Below are 18390 nucleotides of genomic sequence, written 5' to 3'. Positions count from 1 at the left end.
GTTCGTGTAGCACTTGATTGTTCGTGTAACCGGTTACATGAGCCAGGCGGAAACCAATTGCAATCGGCTGAAGCAGTGGTTTTGGACGCAATTCCTGCGGTAAGGAGAAGCATGTCCGAAGCGACCATCCGCGACGTGGCACAGCGAGCGCAGGTCTCCGTTGCTTCCGTGTCACGCGTCCTCAACGGGCTCGAGAACGTCAGCGACCAGACTCGCACGCGCGTCACCGATGCCGTCCAGGCGCTCGGCTACGTCCCCCACGCCGGAGCGCGCAGCCTGAGCCTCTCACGATCGAACGCGATCGGCGTTGTGCTGCCGGACCTTCACGGCGAGTTCTTTTCCGAGATCATGCGCGGCATGGATCGGGAGGCGAGCGAGCGCGGGTACTTGCTGCTGCTGTCGAACATGCATGCTGGCAGCGACCAGGCAAATGGCGCTCTTCGTGCCATGCGCGGGCGCGTCGACGGACTGCTCGTCATGGCTCCGCATCTCAGCGAAGACGATCTTGCAGCAGCCTTGCCGGCCGGCATTCCGACCATCCTCATCAACACGCGGGGCCATCCCGGGGGACACCCGGGGATCCGGCTGGACAATGCGGCCGGCGTGCGCGCCGTGGTGGAGCATTTGGCAAGTGTCGGACGTCAGAAGCTGGTCCACATCTCCGGGCCTCGCGGCAACGTCGATGCGCAGGAACGGGCCGCCGCTTGCACCGAAGCGGCCAGGCAGTTCGGAATGGCGCTTGAGATCGTGCAGGGCGACTTCGGAGAACGATCCGGAGGCGCCGCAATTTCCGCATTGCTTGCGGGCGGGCACCAGTTCGACTGCGTCTTCGCAGCCAACGACATGATGGCGCTGGGTGCCATCCACGCACTCCAAACGGGAGGGCGCCGAGTGCCGGACGAGGTTGCGGTCGCAGGCTTCGACGACATTCCACTCGCGCGCCTGCTGGGACTAACCACAGTAAGCGTCCGCATCGCGGATCTCGGCGAACGGACGCTCAAACGGCTGATCGGGATGCTCGAAGGCGAAGACGCGATTGCCGACGAGTTCCACACGCCGGAGCTTGTCGTTCGCTCGACCACGGGCGGCGGAGCGACCTCATGAGGGTGGACCGCCGCGCTCTTCTCACTGGATCGTCCGCTCTGATTGCGGCGGGCGGTCTCCCAGCGTGCGCGACGATGCGGCCCAGCAGCCCGGCATTGGCGCTGCCAGGCATCTACACCGAGATCGAGGAGCGCACCTTCCGCTGGTTCTGGGACACGGTGAACCGCAAGAACGGGCTGGTCCCGGATCGGTGGCCCACGCCGAGCTTCTCGAGCATCGCCGCAGTGGGTTTCGGCCTGGTCGCGTACGCGATCGGGGCGGAGCGCGGCTGGTGCACGCGGGCGGAGGCACGAGACCTGACGCTGACGACGTTGCGCTTCTTCTGGCAGTCGCGGCAGGGGCCGGAGCCCGCAGGGACGACGGGATACAAGGGCTTCTACTACCACTTCCTCGACATGGAGACCGGCGAGCGGTTTCGCGATGTGGAGCTGTCGAGTGTCGACACCACCATCCTGCTGATGGGCGTCCTGTTCGCCGAACAATATTACGATGGCCAGGATGCCGGCGAGCGGGAGATCCGCAGGCTTGCCGACGCGCTCTACGAGCGCGCCGACTGGAACCACTTCCGCTCCGATGGCCGCGCAGCACTGTCGATGGGCTGGAAGCCCGGGGAAGGACTGATCGAGCGCAACTGGGATGGCTTCAACGAAGGCATGTTCGTCAACATCCTCGCCCTCGGCTCGAAGACGCACCCTGCTCCGGCCAACCTCTGGGAGCAGTGGATCGCCCCCTACCCTCGCTTCTGGCGCGGCGAAGGACCGACCCGGCGCGTGGCCTTCGCGCCGTTGTTCGGACACCAGTACAGCCACGTCTTCATCGACTTCCGCGGCATCCGCGATGCGCCTATGCGCGCGGCGGGGTTCGACTATTTCGAGAATAGCCGGCGGGAGACTTACGCGAACCGGGCCTACTGCATCGCCAATCCGATGAAGTGGGACGGCTATTCGGCTGACATTTGGGGGCTGACCGCATGTGACGGGCCGGGCGATTTTCCGCTTCCCTTCAAGGGCGAGCAGCGGCTTTTCTACGGTTATTCGGCACGAGGGCCGGTCGAGGAGCCGGACGGCCGCGACGACGGCACGCTAGCGCCGACGGCAGCACTCGGCTCGCTGCCGTTCGCGCCAGAAATCGTCGTTTCGTGCGCGCAGGCGCTGCTCCGTCAGCATGGCGCACGAATATTCGGCCGCTACGGCTTCCTGGACAGCTTCAATCCGAGCTTCCGCTACACCTCCGTGAACCTCGACACGGGAACCGTCGACCCGCGCTACGGATGGGTGGCGAAGGATCATCTCGGGATCGACCAGGGACCCATCTTGCTACAGGCGGCAAACTATCGCGACGATTTCGTCTGGCGCTACATGAGGCGGGTGCCGGCCATCCGTCGCGGGCTACAGCGGGCCGGCTTCACGGGCGGATGGCTCGCCTGATCAGCGGACAGGGACGACGCGGCTCAACTTCGACACGCCCGTTTCGTTGAACGCCTCGATTGCCATCCAATAAGACACGCCCTTGTTGAGCGAACGCAGTTCTTTTCGCAGCGTCGCTGAATTGCCGAGCTCGTCGGCCCACAGCTGGTGGGTCAGCGTCAGCCGCTCGGGGCGGATTCCGAACCGGATGTTGTAGCCTACCGCGCCCGGGACTCTGCTCCAGCGGATCGTCGCGTCGCGATCGTCAGTGTGACGCGCGGCAGTGACGACGGCAGGAACGGACGGAGCCGAGCCGTCGGCGTTGCCGAACACGCGGATGTCGCTGATCGCGAGATTGGCTGCGCCGACATGGCCGTGGACGTAGCGGATGAAGCGCGCCCGGACTGGTCGGGGCAGTTCGAGATAGGCGTTGGGCCGGTCGCGCCGCGGCGGCTCGGTGCGGGCGATCTCCTGCCAATGCTGCCCGTCGTTCGACGCCTGCAGCGCGAACTCCGTGTAGATGTCGGGACCATCAGCGAAGCGGCCGGACTGGAAGTCGGCGAAGTTCACCTGCACGGCCCGGACGGTCTCCGGGGCGCCGAGGTTCATGGTCAGCGTCTGGCCCGGCGCGTTCGTAGCCGCCACCCAGAAGGTGCGTGGATCCTCGTCGCTAACCGCCCCTGTTCCGAAGCCTTTGCGGACTGAGGAGGCAACCACCGGCTTGCGGTAGGACAGGAGCATCCAGCCTGCGAAGAGGCTGTCTGGATCGCTCACCTTTGCCGTTGGTGCAAAGTGCGGGAAGTCGCCGAAGCGGGTCGAGACCGCCATCTGGCCGTCAGGGTAGAATTTGGCCGGGTGGATAACGATCCGGCGCTCCATGCCCCAGTTGTATCCGATCCAGCTTGTCCCGCTGCTCCACCAATTTCCGTGATTGTCCTCGAACGTGGACCCGTGGCCCGCTCCCTCGGCAAAGCCGCCGGGCCGGTAAGCGACCGGATTGTAGGGCGCATAAGTGAACGGCCCAAGCGGCGAGTCCGAGACGTAGGCGCCGTTTGCGTAGACGTTGAACTCGGTGCCGGGCGCTCCGTACTGCAGGTAGTAGCGACCGCCGTGCTTCGTCATCCAGGCGCCCTCCATGTACGAGGGACTTGGGTTGCCCGGCATCCAGCAGGCGCAATGGTCCTGCCCGAACCGCTCCCAGCCGTGCTGGTCGGGATGGAGCGACAGCATCGGCTTGGGCTTGGTGTCGTACGACATCTTGCCGTCCGCGAAGCCGATCTTCTGGCCGTACATAGGGAAGATGTTCGATGAGCCCCAGTAGAGGTACCACTGCCCGTCGTCGTCCTTGAACAGGCCGGGGTCCCAAGGGCCGGTCGGCACCTCGTCCGGCTTCATCTCTGCCGGGTCCTTGTCGACGGAGCCGGGCAGCGGCGGCATACGGCGCACCCAGAAGTCGAGCTTGCCCGTGTCCGGCGCAGTGCTCGACAGGATTGAGCCCGGCTCCATCATCGACGGCTCGATGATGATGCGGGTGCCGTCGGACCAGACCGCGGGGGCGACGATGCTGTTCATCGGCCAGCGGCTCGGCGTCACGAAGGTCCAGTTGATGAGGTCCGTCGAGCGCCAGTAGCCATCGGCAAGCGTCAGGAAGAGGTAGTAAACGCCGTGGTGATTAACGATCGCCGGGTCGGCGCCCGTGCGATACGACGCACCCTCGTTGATCTGCTCGAAATTGTAGCGGTAATCGACATCGATCGGGTTTATGTACGTGCGCCTGCCAGGCTCCCCGTGTGCGTACCCGGAGACGCAAAGCGCGAGCATCGGCAAGGCGATCTTGAGCAGCTTGCGCATTGTTCAGTTCCTCGAATGGCCACGGACGAAAAGGTTGGCGGTCAGGCGCCCAGTGCGCGGGTCGGCGCTAAAGGTCATCTGCTCTGGGATGATGCCTGAGTGAAGCAGACTACCCTGATAGATCACCAGCCGATCCGCGATTCCGTCAACGGCGCCGATCTGTTCGTAGAACTCGTCTGAGCCGCGAATGTAGCCGGCGTCGGGCGGCAGCCGCGCTGCGTCGCGGGCCGCCGTGGCAACGAAGCTGTCGAGATTGTCCTCGTTCACCCGCTCGATGCCGGTCGAGCGCTGCCGGTAGAATGCCGTGCCGGTGCCGGCCGGCACGCGGAGATAGTGCAGCAGTGCGAAATAGTTCTGATCGGTGGAGTCGAAGTGCGGTGCGCGTTGCGCGGGCCGGAGATCGTGGGGGCGTGCAGTTACCATGGAGAAGCTCGCTTCGACGAGATCGAACGAGTCCACGTCGAAGGCTCCGGCAATAAACTGCGCGGCGGCCTGGCAAGTCCGCTCGACATAGATATCGGCGTTTGTGTCGGCGCGGCCGATGATGCGACGGACGCCCGGATAGTATCCGCCGGTCACGTCAGGGAACGGCACCAACGCGTCCGCGAGTTCAGCCACCGCGCCGGCATTACCACTGAAGTCATCGATGACGACGACACGGCTCTGACTTTGGCCAACGCGGCGGAGCTCGGGTTTCACGCTAATCCCGTTGAGTGAGGAGAGGTGCCACGCCGCACCCCTCCCCTTCTACTCGATCAGAAGCTGAAGCGCAGGCCTGCCTGGAAGCTGCGCTGATCGTTGCCGACCTGGCTGTCTTCGACGAACGTCGGGTTCGTCCCGCTGCCCGCACCCCACGAGGAGTAGTTGCGGTTCAGCCAGTTGAACACGTTGAACGCCTGGAAGTCTGCCGTCAGCTCGGTTCCGCCCAGCTTGAAGGTCTTGGCAACCCGCATGTCGAGACGACGGTAGCCGAAGGTCTTATGCGGGAAGAAGACACCGCCCATGTTGGCATAGCAGCAGGCACCGTCGGGCGCGTTGCCGAAGATGATGTTGCCGAACGAGGGGCCGGAAGACAGAGTCAGGATGCCCGACAGCGTGATGCCCCACGGCGCGCGAACGGCGCCCGAGGTTACCGAGCGCCACTTCTCGACGCCGTTCACATAGTTGGTCCCGTACGCGTTCAGCGCCGGACCATTGTAGAACTCATCGCTGTTGAGCTCCTGCGCGACATTGCTCCTGGCACGCTGAAGCGTGAGTGCTTCGACGAAGCCCCAGGTGCTGTTGTCGGTGAACGGCTTTTCGACCTTCAGGAAGAGCGCGTCGTAACGGGCGCGCCCGTTGTCGGCACCGCGGTTGAGCTTGCCCGAGAAGCCGGTCAGCTGACCGTTCATCGCCGGGCAGGCCGCGTAGTTTTCGCCCGGCGTGAAGTCCTGAATGAAGGTGTCGCCGCCGTTCGTGCAGCCGATCACGTTGCCGCCGGCGTCCCGCTGGAGCACCCGCGTGTACCAGCCGTTTGAGTAGAAGTTCGCCCGCTCGAACATGAAGATGTGGTGCGATTGAACGTGGCTGTAGATGACCTCGGCGGTGATCTCACCGAAGCGCTTGCGAACACCGAGGTCGAACTGATCCGAGAACGGCGCACGGATCTTGTTCGGCAGTACGAACACGTCGCCGCCGAGACCGCCCTGCGCCGCCGCAAGTGTGCGCAAAGCCTCAGGGTCGCGAAGCGCGTCCGTGAACTGAGCGCAGTTTGCGACGTCGATGCCGCTGCCGGTGCCCTGTGCAGGCCCACCGTTGGGGCAAAAATTGACCGTACGAAGCTTGTTGGAATTCGTGAGCGTTTCAATCACGCCTTCGATGAAGAGCGGACGATCGTAGTAGCGGCCAGCGCCCCCGAACACGACGAGGCTCTTGTCGCCGTAAACGTCGTACGAAACGCCGAGACGCGGCTGGAATTGCTTCCAGTCGCCGTGCCGATTGCTGCCGGTCGAAATGTAGTCCTCGGCATCGATCCCGCGCGCTTGCCAGCCCTCATAATTGCGGAGGGCGTTTGCGATAGCGTCCGGAGTTACGTACTTATTGTTGTTGGCGTTGGTTTCGAAGTCCCATCGGATGCCGGCATTGACTGTCCAATGTTCGTCCGGCCGCCATTCGTCTTGCACGTACAGTCCGACCTGCGTGTTTTTCGCGTCGAGCGTCGGCGACGGCTGGACGTTGATGCGCGCACCGTACGGTGTATCGGTCAGCGGATCGACGGAGCCCGTCGGGCCGGGGTTCAGGTAGTAATACCGCCCTTCGAACGCATTCGCGACGGTGCGGTTCAGGTTCATGAAGTTGAGCTGCCCGCCGGCCCGGACCGTGTTCTTGCCGAGGCGCCAGGTGGCATCGTCCTTGAAGGTGATGAAGCGCTGCTTGTCGCCCTGCTCGAAGAAGTGCGCGCCGGTCAGGATGCCTTCGGAGAAGTCGGTTTGTCCGACGCCTGCTGCAGCGTCGAAGTTGGAGATGACGTACTCCGGACCAGTCGTAAGCCGCGGCGTCGACTGTTCGCCCTTGTCGTAAGCAGCATTGAACTGGTTGTAGAAAATCCCGCCGTTGTGGGTCCATTGGAACTGGCCACGGGTCTGGTGGGTGAGGATGCGGCGGCCGTGGCTCGCAGTGACGTTGCAGCACTGATCCGTCACGTTGCTCTCGCGGCGGACGTAGCCGATGAGGTTAAACGTGTCCTGATCGTTTGCGTAGAAGGTCAGCTTGCCGAAGTAGAGCCCCTGGTGGAAGTCGCCGGCATGCGAGATGTTGACCTGCGAAACCAGATCGCTTGGAAACAGCTGCGGGTTGACGTTGCCGGTTGCACTCGGAAGCTTCTGCGTGAGTCCTTCGGCAGCCACGTAGAAGTGCAGCTTGCCCGGGATGATCGGCCCGCCAAAGTCGCCGCCGAACTGCTTGCGATCGTATGGCGGCTTCTTGAGGTTGTTCTTCTTGTCGAAATAAGGTTGCTCAATGAAGCTCTTCGGCTGCCATTCGATGAAGGCCGAGCCGTGGAAATCCTTACCGCCTGTCTTCGTCACGGCAGTGATCACCGCCGAGCCCGCCTGGCCGGTTTCGGCGCCGAAGTTCTGGGTCTGGACCTGATATTCCTGGATTGCGATCTGCGGGAAGGGATTACCGAGACCGAAGTTCTGACCGAACACGCCACCGTGGTTGATCGGGTTTTTGAAGCTCATGCCGTCCAGCAGGACGTTCGTGTTCGATGACGAGAGCGCGCCAGCCTGAATCTGAGCGTTGCCGCCGCGGGTCACCGCGATACCGGGAGCAAGCGCGGCGAAGCTCAGGAAGTTGCGCTGGTTCTGCGGCAGGTTCTCGATCTGTGCGGTTGTGATGTTGGTCGCGACTGTCTGCGCCTGCGTCGGTTGCGCGCGGCGACGGCCGGTGACGACGATCGCACCGCCGCGCGATGCGGTAGCGGTCGCGGCGGGCGCGCCCGTGTCGAAGTCGACGTTCACGGTCTGGCCGAGCAGAACCTGTGTGGTCTGCGCCGGCTGGCCGGGCGCCGTGACCGTATAGGTCGACGGGCGAAGACCGAAGATCGAGTAATTGCCCGTCGCGTCGACGTTGCCGGTGACGCGCTGGCCCGTGCGGTTGTCGACCGCGACGACCTGGCCACCCGGAGCGACCCCATTGACGTGGCCCTGGATGCCGCCGGTCTGTTCCTGTGCGCGAGCGGGCGCAGCAAAGCCGAGCGTGACCGCAACGGCAATCGACGAAATCCCCGACGCAAGCCGGCGCTTGTTGATGTTGATGTGCACTTGGCCCCTCTCCCATTAGCGGCGCTGTAACCGGTTACATGTAATTCCAGGGCCATTTGGCTCTTTGGCGCGGATGAAACGCCTTCGCCTGAGCTAAGTCAATGAGGCTGCCCGCCGTCCGTTACAGCTGATTGAAAGCCTGTGGCTTTCAAGTCACGGTCCTCAAACGCGGCCGCCCGCGCCAAGTCCGAAGTCGACAGCCCCCGGGGTCGCCGCGCGCTCGGGCGTACTCTTCGGAAGCCGCCGCACGAACTCCGCGTGATCGGGCATCCCATCAGCAACCTCCACCATCACCTCGGCGATGTCGTTGAGGAAGCCGGTGATTTCCTCCGTCGGCACAAACTGCGTGACCGGGTCAGCGCGCATCTCAAACCCCTGGCCCAGCAGCACCTGGACCCAGCTTTCTTCGGCAAACAGCTCCTGCGCGCCCTGCTTGAAGAAGCGCCCCGACGCACGGAACAGCTCGAGTCGCTCGGTAAGGGTATCGGGCACGTCCATGGTCCGCACATGATCCCAGAACGGCTCGCCGGAGCGCCGGGTCACCTTGTAGTGCGCAATGACGAAGTCGCGGACGTCTTCATATTCGAACCGCGACTGGCGGTTGAACTCGGCGATGTCGGCCGCCGAGAAGCCGCGCGACGGGAACATGGCGAGCAGCCGATGAATGGCCGTCTGGATGAGGTGGATACTGGTCGACTCCAGGGGCTCGAGGAATCCGGAGGACAGGCCGACCGCAACGACGTTCTTCTCCCACGCCTTCAGCCGCCGCCCCGGCGCGAAACGCACCAGCCGCGGATCCGCGAGCGGCTCCGCGTCGAGGTCGCCAAGCAGAATCTCCGCCGCTTCCTCATCGCTCATCAGCGCCGACGAATAGACATGACCGTTGCCGATGCGGTGCTGCAGCGGAATACGCCATTGCCAGCCCGCGCGGCGCGCCGTCGAACGCGTGTACGGCGTCAACGGCGACACGCTCGCGCACGGGACAGCTTGCGCCCGGTCGCACAGCAGCCACTGATTCCAGTCCTCGTAGCCAACACCCAGCGCGCCGCCGATCAGCAGCGCTCGCATCCCCGAGCAGTCGATGAACAGTTCGCCATCGACCTCCCGCCGGTCACTCAGGCGAACGCGCTCGATATAGCCTGTCTCGGCGTCCTGGACGACGTCAACGATGCGGCCCTCGATGCGCTCAACACCGCGCGCCTCGCACTCGGCACGGAGGTAGCGGGCGAACAGCGACGCATCGAAATGGTAGGCATATTCGAAATCGCCGGCCGGCGAGCCCGTCTGCCGCGTATCCGGGAACGCAAAGCGGTTCTTGAGCGCGGCGACGCAGCTAAGCGAATAGTCGTCGAACGGCCGCACCGAGCCGGGCGACCGCTCGCGCGCGGCAAGCCAAAGCTGGTGCGTGTGCAGCCACAGCATGTCGCGTCCGACCTTGCCGAAGCCGTGCACGTAGCGCTCGCCCGGAGCACCCCAGTTGACGAACTCAATGCCCAGCTTGAACGTCGCCTGCGTCTCCGAGATCATCTTGAGCGGGTCGAGCCCGGCGAGCGGCATGTAGGTGCGGATGTGCGGGATCGTCGCTTCGCCGACGCCGATGATGCCGATCTCGTCGGATTCGATGAGCCGGATTTCAACCTGGCTGAGCCAGCGCGAAAGGATGCCCGCCGTCATCCAGCCGGCGGTTCCGCCGCCAACGATGGTGACCTTCCTTACCGGCTGATCAGCTTGCGCCATGTTCACGCACCTTCAGCGGCAAGGCAGGCGCGTCAAGACCCGAAGCTCGCGTCGCCCGGTACCTACCGGTGGCGGGGCGCGGCGGCGGGCGGGCGCTCCACCCGCATCATATCATAAACCGTGAGGCCGTCCGCGGAATGGATATGGTGCGTTCCGTCGAGATCAGGGAAGAAGTTCGGCTCGACCTGTTTCACCAGGGTCTCGCGGTAGGTGTCGGGCGTAAGCTCGTCGATGCGATAGACTGCGGAGCCGGCGCCGTAGAATGTGAAGCCGGACACCTGTGCGACGCGGCACGGCGTGCCGTCGGGCTGTCGCACGAACCCGCCGTTCCTGCCCCTGGCAGCGTCCATGACGATCGGATTGGCCGCGTGCGGAGTCCATTCTCCGAGAGGATCGGCCGCGTGGAAGGCGTGAAGCTCTGCGTTGTTGAGCCCGGGCCCGTCGCCCTGAATCGAGGTGAACATCCACCAGCGCCCCTCGTGCTCGAAGACGATGGTATCGACCGCCGGCACATCGGCCATGAGGACCTTTACCTCGGCCCATTCCGTCGGGAAGTTCGTGGCCTTGTAGAGCTTGACGAACCGGCCTGCCCCACCCTCCGGGACCATGTAGATGCCTCCGGCATGCCGGAACAGGAACGGAAACGACAGGTGGTAAGGTTCCTCGAGAACGACCCCGATCCGCTCCGGCCTGTCACCGTCCAGCTTGTACGCGGCGATCACGCCCTTTCGGCCTTGGTAGGGGAACTCTTCGACGAAGATGTAGTGAACGCCGTCCACCGCGATCGTGAACGGGTCGGCCATGAAAGAGCCCGGGGGGCTAGGGACGATGATGCCTTCTTGGAATGAGGACTCCTGCCAGGACTGGCGGGTGAACGCGACGCTCCAGTTGAACTCCTTGCCCGAGTAGCGCCGGACCGCCTTCCCCAGCATTCTCCCGGCTGTCCGGCCGGCGTAAAGGATTGGGTCGAATAGCCGCGCCTGGTTTGCCCCGTCCCCTGGGCGTGCCGGTACCCGGGGTAACGTGCCTGCCGCGAGCCGCTCCAGGGTGAGCTGGAGGTACTGGAAAGCGCGGGTCTGAAGCGCGATCTCGTTCCAGGTCGCAAGCAGAGCTGTCGCGACGCTGCCCCTGAACAGCGTCTCCTTGGCCCCTGAGCGATCCAGTCGTTCAATGCTGAACCGAGTTTCGGGGTGACCTCGCAGCACCTCGCTAAACCCGGTCCGGCCCGCACCCGTGCTGATCCAGATGACGCCATCTTTGGCCGCCCCTGCGATCGATGGTGGGGGGAAGCCCGCGCTGCATTGCACGATGGCGTCCAACTCAAGCCTGCGGATTTCCGCAGCATCCGATTGCACAACATCGCGCTCATTCAGCAGCACTGGAGCGCAAGCGCTGATCGAGTAGGACTTGGCGAATGACGAATAGGTCTGGCTCTTGAGCGCGGCCCTCCGCTCAAGGTTCAGAAGTCCGCCCAGCAGGCGCTCACCCAGGGAGCGTGTTCGCTTAGCAGGCGCTGCAACGATCAGTGCAACCAGGTCCACCGCAGCGCTGTCTTCGGCCCCGCGCGCAAAGTCGTGGACCCACTTGGGAACCTCGAGAGCGTCGACGAAAAGTGCGATCCGGTACTTGCGTGCCATCTCAGGCGGGCTGCCCCGTTACCGCATTGTAAATGCTGAGCGTCTTCGACGTGATGTGATCCCAGTCGAAGCCGGCAAACATCCCGGGGCTGACGGCGTACTGCTGCGCCGGCATCTGAAGAGCCGCGCTCAGGCTCTCCACGTCTTCGGACCGGAAGTAATGCGTCTCTGGCAGTGCGAGGTCGCGGTTGCCGGGGATGTCGCTGAGCAACACGGGGCAGCCGGCGGACCCGGCCTCAAGCGCGCAGATCGGCAATCCCTCGTGGAAAGACGGAAGGACGAACAGCGAGGCGGCGCGATAGAGGTGAAAGAGGACCCCACGCGGCTGCACGCCGGCGAAAATGACCCGATCGTCCGCGCGCTTGAGCAGCTCCGACGCGAACTCGCTTTCATGCTGGGCGCCGCCGACGATGAGGAGCTTCCGCTTGTCGCCACTGCGGCGGACAGCATCGATCAGCAGCTCGAACCCCTTGCCTTGCTCGACCCGGCCGACGGCGAGGATGAATTTGCCCCGGGTCAGGCCGAAACGCTGGAGGACGTCCTGTTCGTCGCCCTTCCCGGTGAGCGGTGGCGCACCGTTCGGGACATAGTGGATGCGGGTCGAGCTTCCCGGATATTTCGCCTGAAGTCCCTTCGTGAGCGACGGCGCGACGCAGATCACCGCGTCCGCAGTCCGGACTCCCATCCGCTCGCCGAGCCGAAGCACCGTGCGCGCCACCGTGCCCCACTTGGCGCGCTGGTAGTCAGCGCCGTGGATGGTCAGGATAACTTTCATGCCGAGCATGCGGGCAAGCGGCGCCATCGTGCCGGATGCGACGCCGTGGATGTGAACCGTGTTGGCCCGGATGCGCCGGGCGTAGAGGACGCCGAGGAAACTTGAGACCAGCGTTTCGGTGCTCTGGCTTTGCGGGGATGGCAGAGGAACGACCTTGACGTCGCCGAAAGTGCTCGCGTCATTGCCGATGTACGGCTTGCGCCCGATCGCGACGATGCCAAGGTGCGGCGCGCGCTCCGCAATGCGCGGCAGCAACTCCTCGCAGTGAGATTCGACGCCGCCCATGACGCCCGGAATCCCTCTCATCCCCAGCACGCAAACGATCGCCGGCTGAGGTGAAAGGCCCGAACTAGGCTGCGTGGTGCGGGATCGCTGCAGACAAGCCTCCCTGCTTGCTGTTCCTCAACCAGGACTGGAACATCAGGATCGCCCAAATCGCGCTCGCCGAATCGCGCCGCCTGGCGAGGTGCTCCTGCCATCGCTGCTGGACGCGCGTCGTGTCGAAATAGCCCTGCTGACGCATCGCCGAGGGGTCGAGCAGGTCTTCGGCCCAGTCACGCAAGTCACCGCGGAGCCATTCGCCCACCGGCATTGCGAAGCCGGTTTTCGGGCGGTCGACGAGCTCCGTCGGCAAGTGGCGGCCAAGCAGCTCGCGCAGGATCCACTTGCCCCGCTTGCCGCGCATCTTCATCGACATCGGGATGCGGGCGGCGACTTCGGCAACCCTGTGATCGAGGAAGGGAACGCGGCTTTCGAGGCTGACCGCCATCGAGGCGCGGTCCACCTTGCATAGGATGTCGTCAGGCAAATAGGCGCTGGCGTCGCAGTAGCCCATCTTGATCGCGTTGGAGGCCTGGAACCCGGGATCGAGCGGGAACGGCGTTGCACGCCCGCCGGGGTTCACGAGCGGCGGCTCCTCGAAGGCCCATTGTTCGAGAAAGCTCGAGTAGAGGTCATCGAAGCTGCCGACGGACGCCCCTACCTTCAAGCCCTTCTGGATCTTGCCGGACAGCGGCCGGCGCCGGGAAGCGCCAAGGATCGAGGCCGTTGTGGTCCATGCCTGTTGCGGAATGCGTCCAAGCGTACGCGCTGCGGCGGCGCGGACGCCGACCGGGATCAGGCGCAGCGTATTCCACAGCGCCAATGCTTCGGTGTGGCGAAGATAACCGGCGAAGAGTTCGTCGCCGCCGTCGCCGCTTAGCGCGACCGTCACGCGCTGGCGAGCGAACTTGCTGACGAGATACGTCGGGATTTGCGAGGAGTCGCCAAACGGCTCGTCGAACATGTTTGGCAGGAGCGGAATGACGTCGGCCGCCTCCCTGGCAGTCACGTACCGCTCCTCATGCACGGTGCCGAGGTGCTGCGCGACGGCTCGCGCATTCTCGGCCTCGTTGAAGTGCTCGTCCTCAAAGCCGATGGTGAAGGTGCGCACAGGCACGCTGGAATGCTTCTGGTACAGCGCGACAATCGTGGAGCTGTCGGTCCCGCCGGACAGGAATGCGCCGACCGGAACGTCCGCAAGCGACTGCCCCTTGATGGATTGGGCAAGCGCGCCCTCGAGGGCGCCGATCGCCGCCTCTTCGTCGTCGATCGGATCGGCCAGTCCGCGGGAGAGGACATCGCCGTAGGACCAGTAGCGGGTAAGGCGGACGCCCCCCTGCGACATGCCTTCAACAGGGCTGCTCTCCAGCGGAGTCGCCGGCGCTCCGTGGCCGACGCGCAAGATGCAGCCCGGCTGCAGCTTGAATAAGCGGCGGTAGATCGAGAGCGGTGCCGGGACGTGGGTGCGCGAGACGAAGGCCTGCAGCGCGTCGGCGCTTACATCGTTGTCGAACCTTGTGTGCGCGGTGAGCGACTTGAGCTCCGACGCAAAAACGAAGTCACCGCCGACCCAACCGTAATAAAGCGGCTTCTCGCCGAACCGATCTCGCGCCAGATGCAGCTCGCGTTCCTTGCGGTCCCACAGGCCGAACGCGAACATCCCCGTGGCACGGGCCAGTGCTGCCTCCAGCCCCCAGTTTGCGATCGCTTCGATCAGCGTTTCCGGGTCGGAGTGGCCGCGCCAGCCGCCGGGCGGCGCCTTGCCCGCCTGCTCCAGCTCCAAACGAAGCTCGCGGTGATTATAGATTTCGCCGTTGTAAGTGATCACCCAGCGGCCGTCGGCGGAGTGCATCGGCTGATGACCGTGCGGTGAAAGGTCGATGATGGCGAGGCGGCGGTGGCCGAAGGCGACGCCGGCCTGCCGCCCGATCCAGGTGCCGCGATCGTCCGGGCCCCGGTGCGTGAGCGGGTCGACCATGCGCTCGATCTGGTCGGGACTCCCTTCCGGGCCACTGATCAAGCCAACGATACCGCACATCAGGAAAAAGCCCCGCGCAAAGCGTACACGTGATGGCCACAAGAGGAGCGGTTTCGCAAAGGTTCTTTTCGATTCTGTGTTCGTGGCGCTTGTTGGTGCCGCGTGAAGGCGCATCTTTCGGGGTCTCACGCCCCGCGATCAAATCGTAAGAGCGAGGTGTCTTGAGTTGATACAGGGCCACGTCGAAACTTGATTGCTGCGCGTAGAGTGGCACGGTTGCGAAGGCCCGGGACTAAACCCGCCGGCGTTGAAACAAGGCAGGTCACACAGCAGTGTACGCTTCGACGGGCGATCTTGCGGGTCCATCCCTTCCGATGTGGTTCCTGCTGCCGGCCACAGGCATTTTCGCCATCCTCACGCTCTACTGGATTCTCCGCACGCGGGGCCGCGCCGCCCGCTTCCTGATGTTCGCGTGCTGGCTTCGCTACACGCTGAGTTCGCTTCACGAATTCACCTACAACGAGGCAGTGCCCGGCCTGAAGTGGGTGGCGCTGGGATCGCTCGCCATCGTCGGAACGGGCGTGCTGGTTCTTGAGAAGCGGCGCTTCATCTCGCGCCAGTTCTTCCCGGTGTACCTCATCTGCGGGCTGATGCTCGTGAGCTCGATACTCAACCACTCGATCATGGCCGCAATTGAGCCGATCGTCCGATTCGCAATCTTCGTACTGATCGGCGTTGCACTCTGGCAGGCGTTGGAGACCGGCGGCGCGACGATCCTGCGGCGCCTGCTCCTGATCTTCATCCAGCCGCTGACGTACCAGATCGCCTCGATAGCGCTTGGCGTGCCGAAGTCGGGTGAGCTCGACGGCTCCCTCAGCTACATCGGCGGCTACTTCCACGAGGAGCTGTTCTCGCTAATCGCGGCGACGGCGTTCCTGGTCGTGATGTTCGCACCGAAGCTGGGCAAGTTCAGCCGCTTCACCATCGCTTTGACGAGCCTCGCCGCCATCTACCTGGCCAATTACCGGACGACCATGCTCGGCATTCTGCCGATGGCGCTGGTCGCGATGTACACGATGGTGCCGCGCGCGATCGAACCGTCTCAGCGCGCCTTTGCCCGGCTCGTGGTGGTGCTTGGCGGTATAACCCTGATGGGGGCGGCACTAACGATCGAGCAGGACCGCTTCTCGGACCTTGGCGCAATGTCGCACCTGTCGTCGCTGATCAAAGCGCCCGAGACCTTCACCAGCGCCGAGAAGCGGGAGCTTTCCTCACGGCCGTTCATCTGGAGCACGTACCTCTACGCCTACGCTGACGACGCTTCCCCGCTCCAGAAGGTCATCGGCTTCGGGCCGGACGCGTGGGAAGGCAAGATGCCGAACTACGCGCACAATACGGTCATCTCATTCCTGTACGAGCTCGGCATGGCTGGCGCCGTTGCCATCATCCTGCTCTGGGTCGCGATGTTTCGACTGGCATTGCGGGCCGACAAGCGCTCGCGGCCGCTGCTGATCTCGGCCCATGCGAGCTTCCTGGTCCTCAATCTCGCGACGATGGCGCACTGGCAGGTCGAGGGGAACATCTTCTACGGACTGCTTTCGGGCTACACGATCGCCAAGGCGCGGCACGGGCGGATGACGAAAGCGATAGCGAAGCAATTTGCCGAACGGCAGCGTGCTGTCAGGTACGAGGCGCCGCCGACGCTTTCTCCAGCTCTCGCTCAATAACGGCCCAGTAGCGCGCTGCGGCGCCAGGCGCGGAATAGTCCATCGCCCGTCGCGGCCCCGCATTCATCAGCTGGCTGCGAACGCGCTCATCGAAGGCAAGCTGAAGGGCACGCGCATAGCTCTGGACGTCACGGACCGGAGCGAGGATGCCGGCCTCGGCAACGGTTACTCCGGCCACCGACTCAACTGTACTCCCCGCCAGGATTTCCGCCGGGCCATCGTTGCAGTTGGTCGCGACCGCCGGGATCCCGAGTGCCAGCGCCTCGACCAGCGCATTCGGGAAGCCCTCGACGTTCGAGCTCAAGGCGAACACACTCGCGTGCCGAAGCGCCGGATAGGGGTTCGTCAGCCACCCTGGAAAGATCACGCGATCGGCGACGCCGAGCTGTGCCGCGAACACCTTCAGAGCGTCGCGCTCCGGCCCGTCGCCTGCGATGACGAGGCGGCAGGTCAGGCCGGAGACCGCGAATGCGTGGATCAGGAGCGCGTAATTCTTGACGCTCACAAGCCGGCCAATGGCGAGGATATACGGTTCGCCTTCGGAGATGTCGTTGGGCGCCTGGGCAGCCGCCGCGATCGCCGCCATGTCGACCGGGTTGGAAATGATTTCCACCCTGTCCGGCCGTACACCGTAGCTGCTGCAGAGCTTCGCCGCGACGCCTGCAGAGACCGCAATCACGCGCGACGCCCGCGGATAGATAAAGCGGATGAGCGCCTTGGTGACGAGCTGCCGCCCCCCGTTGCCGAGATGGGCGCTGGTACTGGTGCGCTCACTGATGATCCACGGGCGGCGGCGCCTCATCATGACAAGCCCGCTGGCGATATTCGAGCGCGTCAGGAAGCTGACCGTGACATCGGGATCAAAGTCGCTGACCACTCGTGCGACTGCTGAAATGCTCGCCCACGTGCCGTGCCGGCAATCGAGCTGACGGACGTCGAGCCAGTCTGGCAAGGTAAAGCTGCGGGCGTCGTCGTCGAGAACCGCCAGCGCGACCTGATGGCGCTCAACCCACTCCCGAGAATTGGTCAGCAGGGTGGCCATGACCCGTTCGGCTCCCCCTCCCGCAAGTGAGTTGACGAGGAACAGGACCTTCTTGCGTCCGACCGTTCCGGGCTCGTCCATCATTGACGGGAGGGTTGCCCGGGCACTGGATGACCGAAATGCTCCCTGAACTTCCTCACGTCGATTCGCCGCAGATAGGCCGCAAGTCCCGACGGCAGGGAGCGCAGCGAAAGTGCGCGCTCCAGGTCCAGGAATACCGGCCGGTCCGTTCCCGCCTCGAGAATGATGTTCCCGAACTTCACGTCCTCCAGCACGAAACCGGCGGCGTGGATGGAATTCAGCCCCTCGGCGAGCGACCAGACTTGCTCGCCCGACATGACCTTCGGCACGAACTCGCGTCCGTTGCGAACGCGGGCGTTGTCACGGGCCTGGCGGTCGGAGTCCTTCACATCCTTGTCCCGAACCGCCGCGCCCGCGAGGGCGAGCAGTTCGCGGACGACTACGCCGGGCACAAAGGACGACGTGATCGTGTGCGCGTCCCAGTCGACGTTCATCAGTTGAGGAGTCGGACACCCGCCAGCCTCGAGCTGGACCATCGCTTCGAGCTCCTGGACGAACCTGCCGCGATTGGCGGCGAATTCCTTGCGGACGCCGAGCCGGCCGTTGAGATCTACCAGCCGGACAGAGCAGCCGGTTCTGGGCAGGTATTCGGCAGGGCTGATCGTTGGGACGCCCGCGATCTCGCCGAACTTCGGAAGGATGCCGCCATCCTGGTCGAAGTCGCCGATGACAAGTTCCCGGTCACGTTCACGCAATGGCGCGAGGCGCGAGTCGAGTGATTGGTCGAGGTCCTTCAAGGCCGGTCCGACACCTTGGCGGGGAAGAGCGTTTAGGTGGGCCTGGAGCTTGCGGAAGCGCTCGGCGACCCGGACGTTGGTCACGCTCCAGCGGTACAGTCGGCGGGAGATCTCGTAGGCGACGAGCCCCGGCAACCTCGCAGCGCTGAACGCGGAATGGCCGCCGCCAATTGATGGCGACGGCCTGACTT

At 64.4% G+C, this 18390-nt stretch carries 12 protein-coding genes; 3 read left to right on the top strand and 9 right to left on the bottom strand.

Features of this window, described 5'->3' with window-relative positions; translation table 11 throughout:
* Positions 1–111 precede the first annotated feature (111 nt).
* Together ACUXST_RS01225 and ACUXST_RS01220 are read left to right on the top strand one after the other, a co-directional pair.
* Positions 112–1104, top strand: coding sequence for a LacI family DNA-binding transcriptional regulator (locus ACUXST_RS01225; RefSeq protein ID WP_458388135.1), 993 nt, complete (start codon positions 112–114; stop codon positions 1102–1104).
* Between the two features lie 74 nt (positions 1105–1178).
* Positions 1179–2531, top strand: a complete 1353-nt coding sequence (locus ACUXST_RS01220; RefSeq protein ID WP_458388134.1) for a glucoamylase family protein — start codon at positions 1179–1181, stop codon at positions 2529–2531.
* Here the strand turns inward: ACUXST_RS01220 and ACUXST_RS01215 are convergent, their stop codons facing one another.
* The 7 genes from ACUXST_RS01215 to asnB all read right to left on the bottom strand — a co-directional run bounded on the left by ACUXST_RS01215 (position 2532) and on the right by asnB (position 14672).
* On the bottom strand, positions 2532–4361 hold the full coding sequence (locus ACUXST_RS01215) for a family 43 glycosylhydrolase (RefSeq protein ID WP_458388133.1): 1830 nt from the start codon (positions 4359–4361) through the stop codon (positions 2532–2534).
* Positions 4362–4364: 3 nt separating this feature from the next.
* The gene (locus tag ACUXST_RS01210; RefSeq protein WP_458388132.1) at positions 4365–5060 is read right to left on the bottom strand and encodes a DUF6445 family protein; all 696 of its coding nucleotides are present in this window, start codon (positions 5058–5060) and stop codon (positions 4365–4367) included.
* Between the two features lie 56 nt (positions 5061–5116).
* Entirely contained in the window at positions 5117–8164 is a 3048-nt protein-coding gene (locus ACUXST_RS01205) for a TonB-dependent receptor (protein WP_458388131.1), read from the bottom strand.
* A gap of 162 nt (positions 8165–8326) precedes the next feature.
* On the bottom strand, positions 8327–9901 hold the full coding sequence (locus ACUXST_RS01200; RefSeq protein WP_458388130.1) for a tryptophan halogenase family protein: 1575 nt from the start codon (positions 9899–9901) through the stop codon (positions 8327–8329).
* A gap of 62 nt (positions 9902–9963) precedes the next feature.
* Positions 9964–11538 carry a glucosamine inositolphosphorylceramide transferase family protein gene (locus tag ACUXST_RS01195; protein WP_458388129.1) on the bottom strand — a complete coding sequence of 525 codons (1575 nt, stop codon included), beginning with the start codon at positions 11536–11538 and terminating at the stop codon, positions 9964–9966.
* A gap of 1 nt (position 11539) precedes the next feature.
* Positions 11540–12628 (bottom strand): glycosyltransferase family 4 protein, encoded by a 1089-nt coding sequence (locus tag ACUXST_RS01190; protein ID WP_458388128.1) that lies wholly within the window; start codon positions 12626–12628, stop codon positions 11540–11542.
* Between the two features lie 34 nt (positions 12629–12662).
* Positions 12663–14672, bottom strand: coding sequence for an asparagine synthase (glutamine-hydrolyzing) (gene asnB, locus ACUXST_RS01185; protein WP_458388127.1), 2010 nt, complete (start codon positions 14670–14672; stop codon positions 12663–12665).
* Between the two features lie 272 nt (positions 14673–14944).
* Here asnB and ACUXST_RS01180 point away from each other — a divergent pair, with 272 nt between their 5' ends.
* Positions 14945–16339, top strand: coding sequence for an O-antigen ligase family protein (locus ACUXST_RS01180; RefSeq protein ID WP_458388126.1), 1395 nt, complete (start codon positions 14945–14947; stop codon positions 16337–16339).
* On the opposite strand, the gene ACUXST_RS01175 is transcribed toward ACUXST_RS01180, so the two are convergent.
* Positions 16293–17465 carry a glycosyltransferase gene (locus ACUXST_RS01175; protein ID WP_458388125.1) on the bottom strand — a complete coding sequence of 391 codons (1173 nt, stop codon included), beginning with the start codon at positions 17463–17465 and terminating at the stop codon, positions 16293–16295. The genes ACUXST_RS01180 and ACUXST_RS01175 overlap by 47 nt on opposite strands.
* Entirely contained in the window at positions 17462–18334 is an 873-nt protein-coding gene (locus ACUXST_RS01170; RefSeq protein WP_458388124.1) for a hypothetical protein, read from the bottom strand. The genes ACUXST_RS01175 and ACUXST_RS01170 overlap by 4 nt, the downstream gene beginning before the upstream one ends.
* Positions 18335–18390 lie beyond the last annotated feature (56 nt).

It is taken from the genome of Sphingomonas sp. F9_3S_D5_B_2 (assembly GCF_054263715.1).
This window is presented reverse-complemented; position numbering and strand designations above follow the sequence as displayed.

What these genes read in the sequence shown, in the direction of transcription:
- ACUXST_RS01200 (WP_458388130.1), bottom strand. Translation starts at nt 9,901, where the DNA reads ATGGCGCAAGCTGATCAGCCGGTAAGGAAGGTCACCATCGTTGGCGGC.
- ACUXST_RS01215 (WP_458388133.1), bottom strand. Translation starts at nt 4,361, where the DNA reads ATGCGCAAGCTGCTCAAGATCGCCTTGCCGATGCTCGCGCTTTGCGTC.
- ACUXST_RS01195 (WP_458388129.1), bottom strand. Translation starts at nt 11,538, where the DNA reads ATGGCACGCAAGTACCGGATCGCACTTTTCGTCGACGCTCTCGAGGTT.
- asnB (WP_458388127.1), bottom strand. Translation starts at nt 14,672, where the DNA reads ATGTGCGGTATCGTTGGCTTGATCAGTGGCCCGGAAGGGAGTCCCGAC.
- ACUXST_RS01175 (WP_458388125.1), bottom strand. Translation starts at nt 17,465, where the DNA reads ATGATGGACGAGCCCGGAACGGTCGGACGCAAGAAGGTCCTGTTCCTC.
- ACUXST_RS01225 (WP_458388135.1), top strand. Translation starts at nt 112, where the DNA reads ATGTCCGAAGCGACCATCCGCGACGTGGCACAGCGAGCGCAGGTCTCC.
- ACUXST_RS01220 (WP_458388134.1), top strand. Translation starts at nt 1,179, where the DNA reads ATGCGGCCCAGCAGCCCGGCATTGGCGCTGCCAGGCATCTACACCGAG.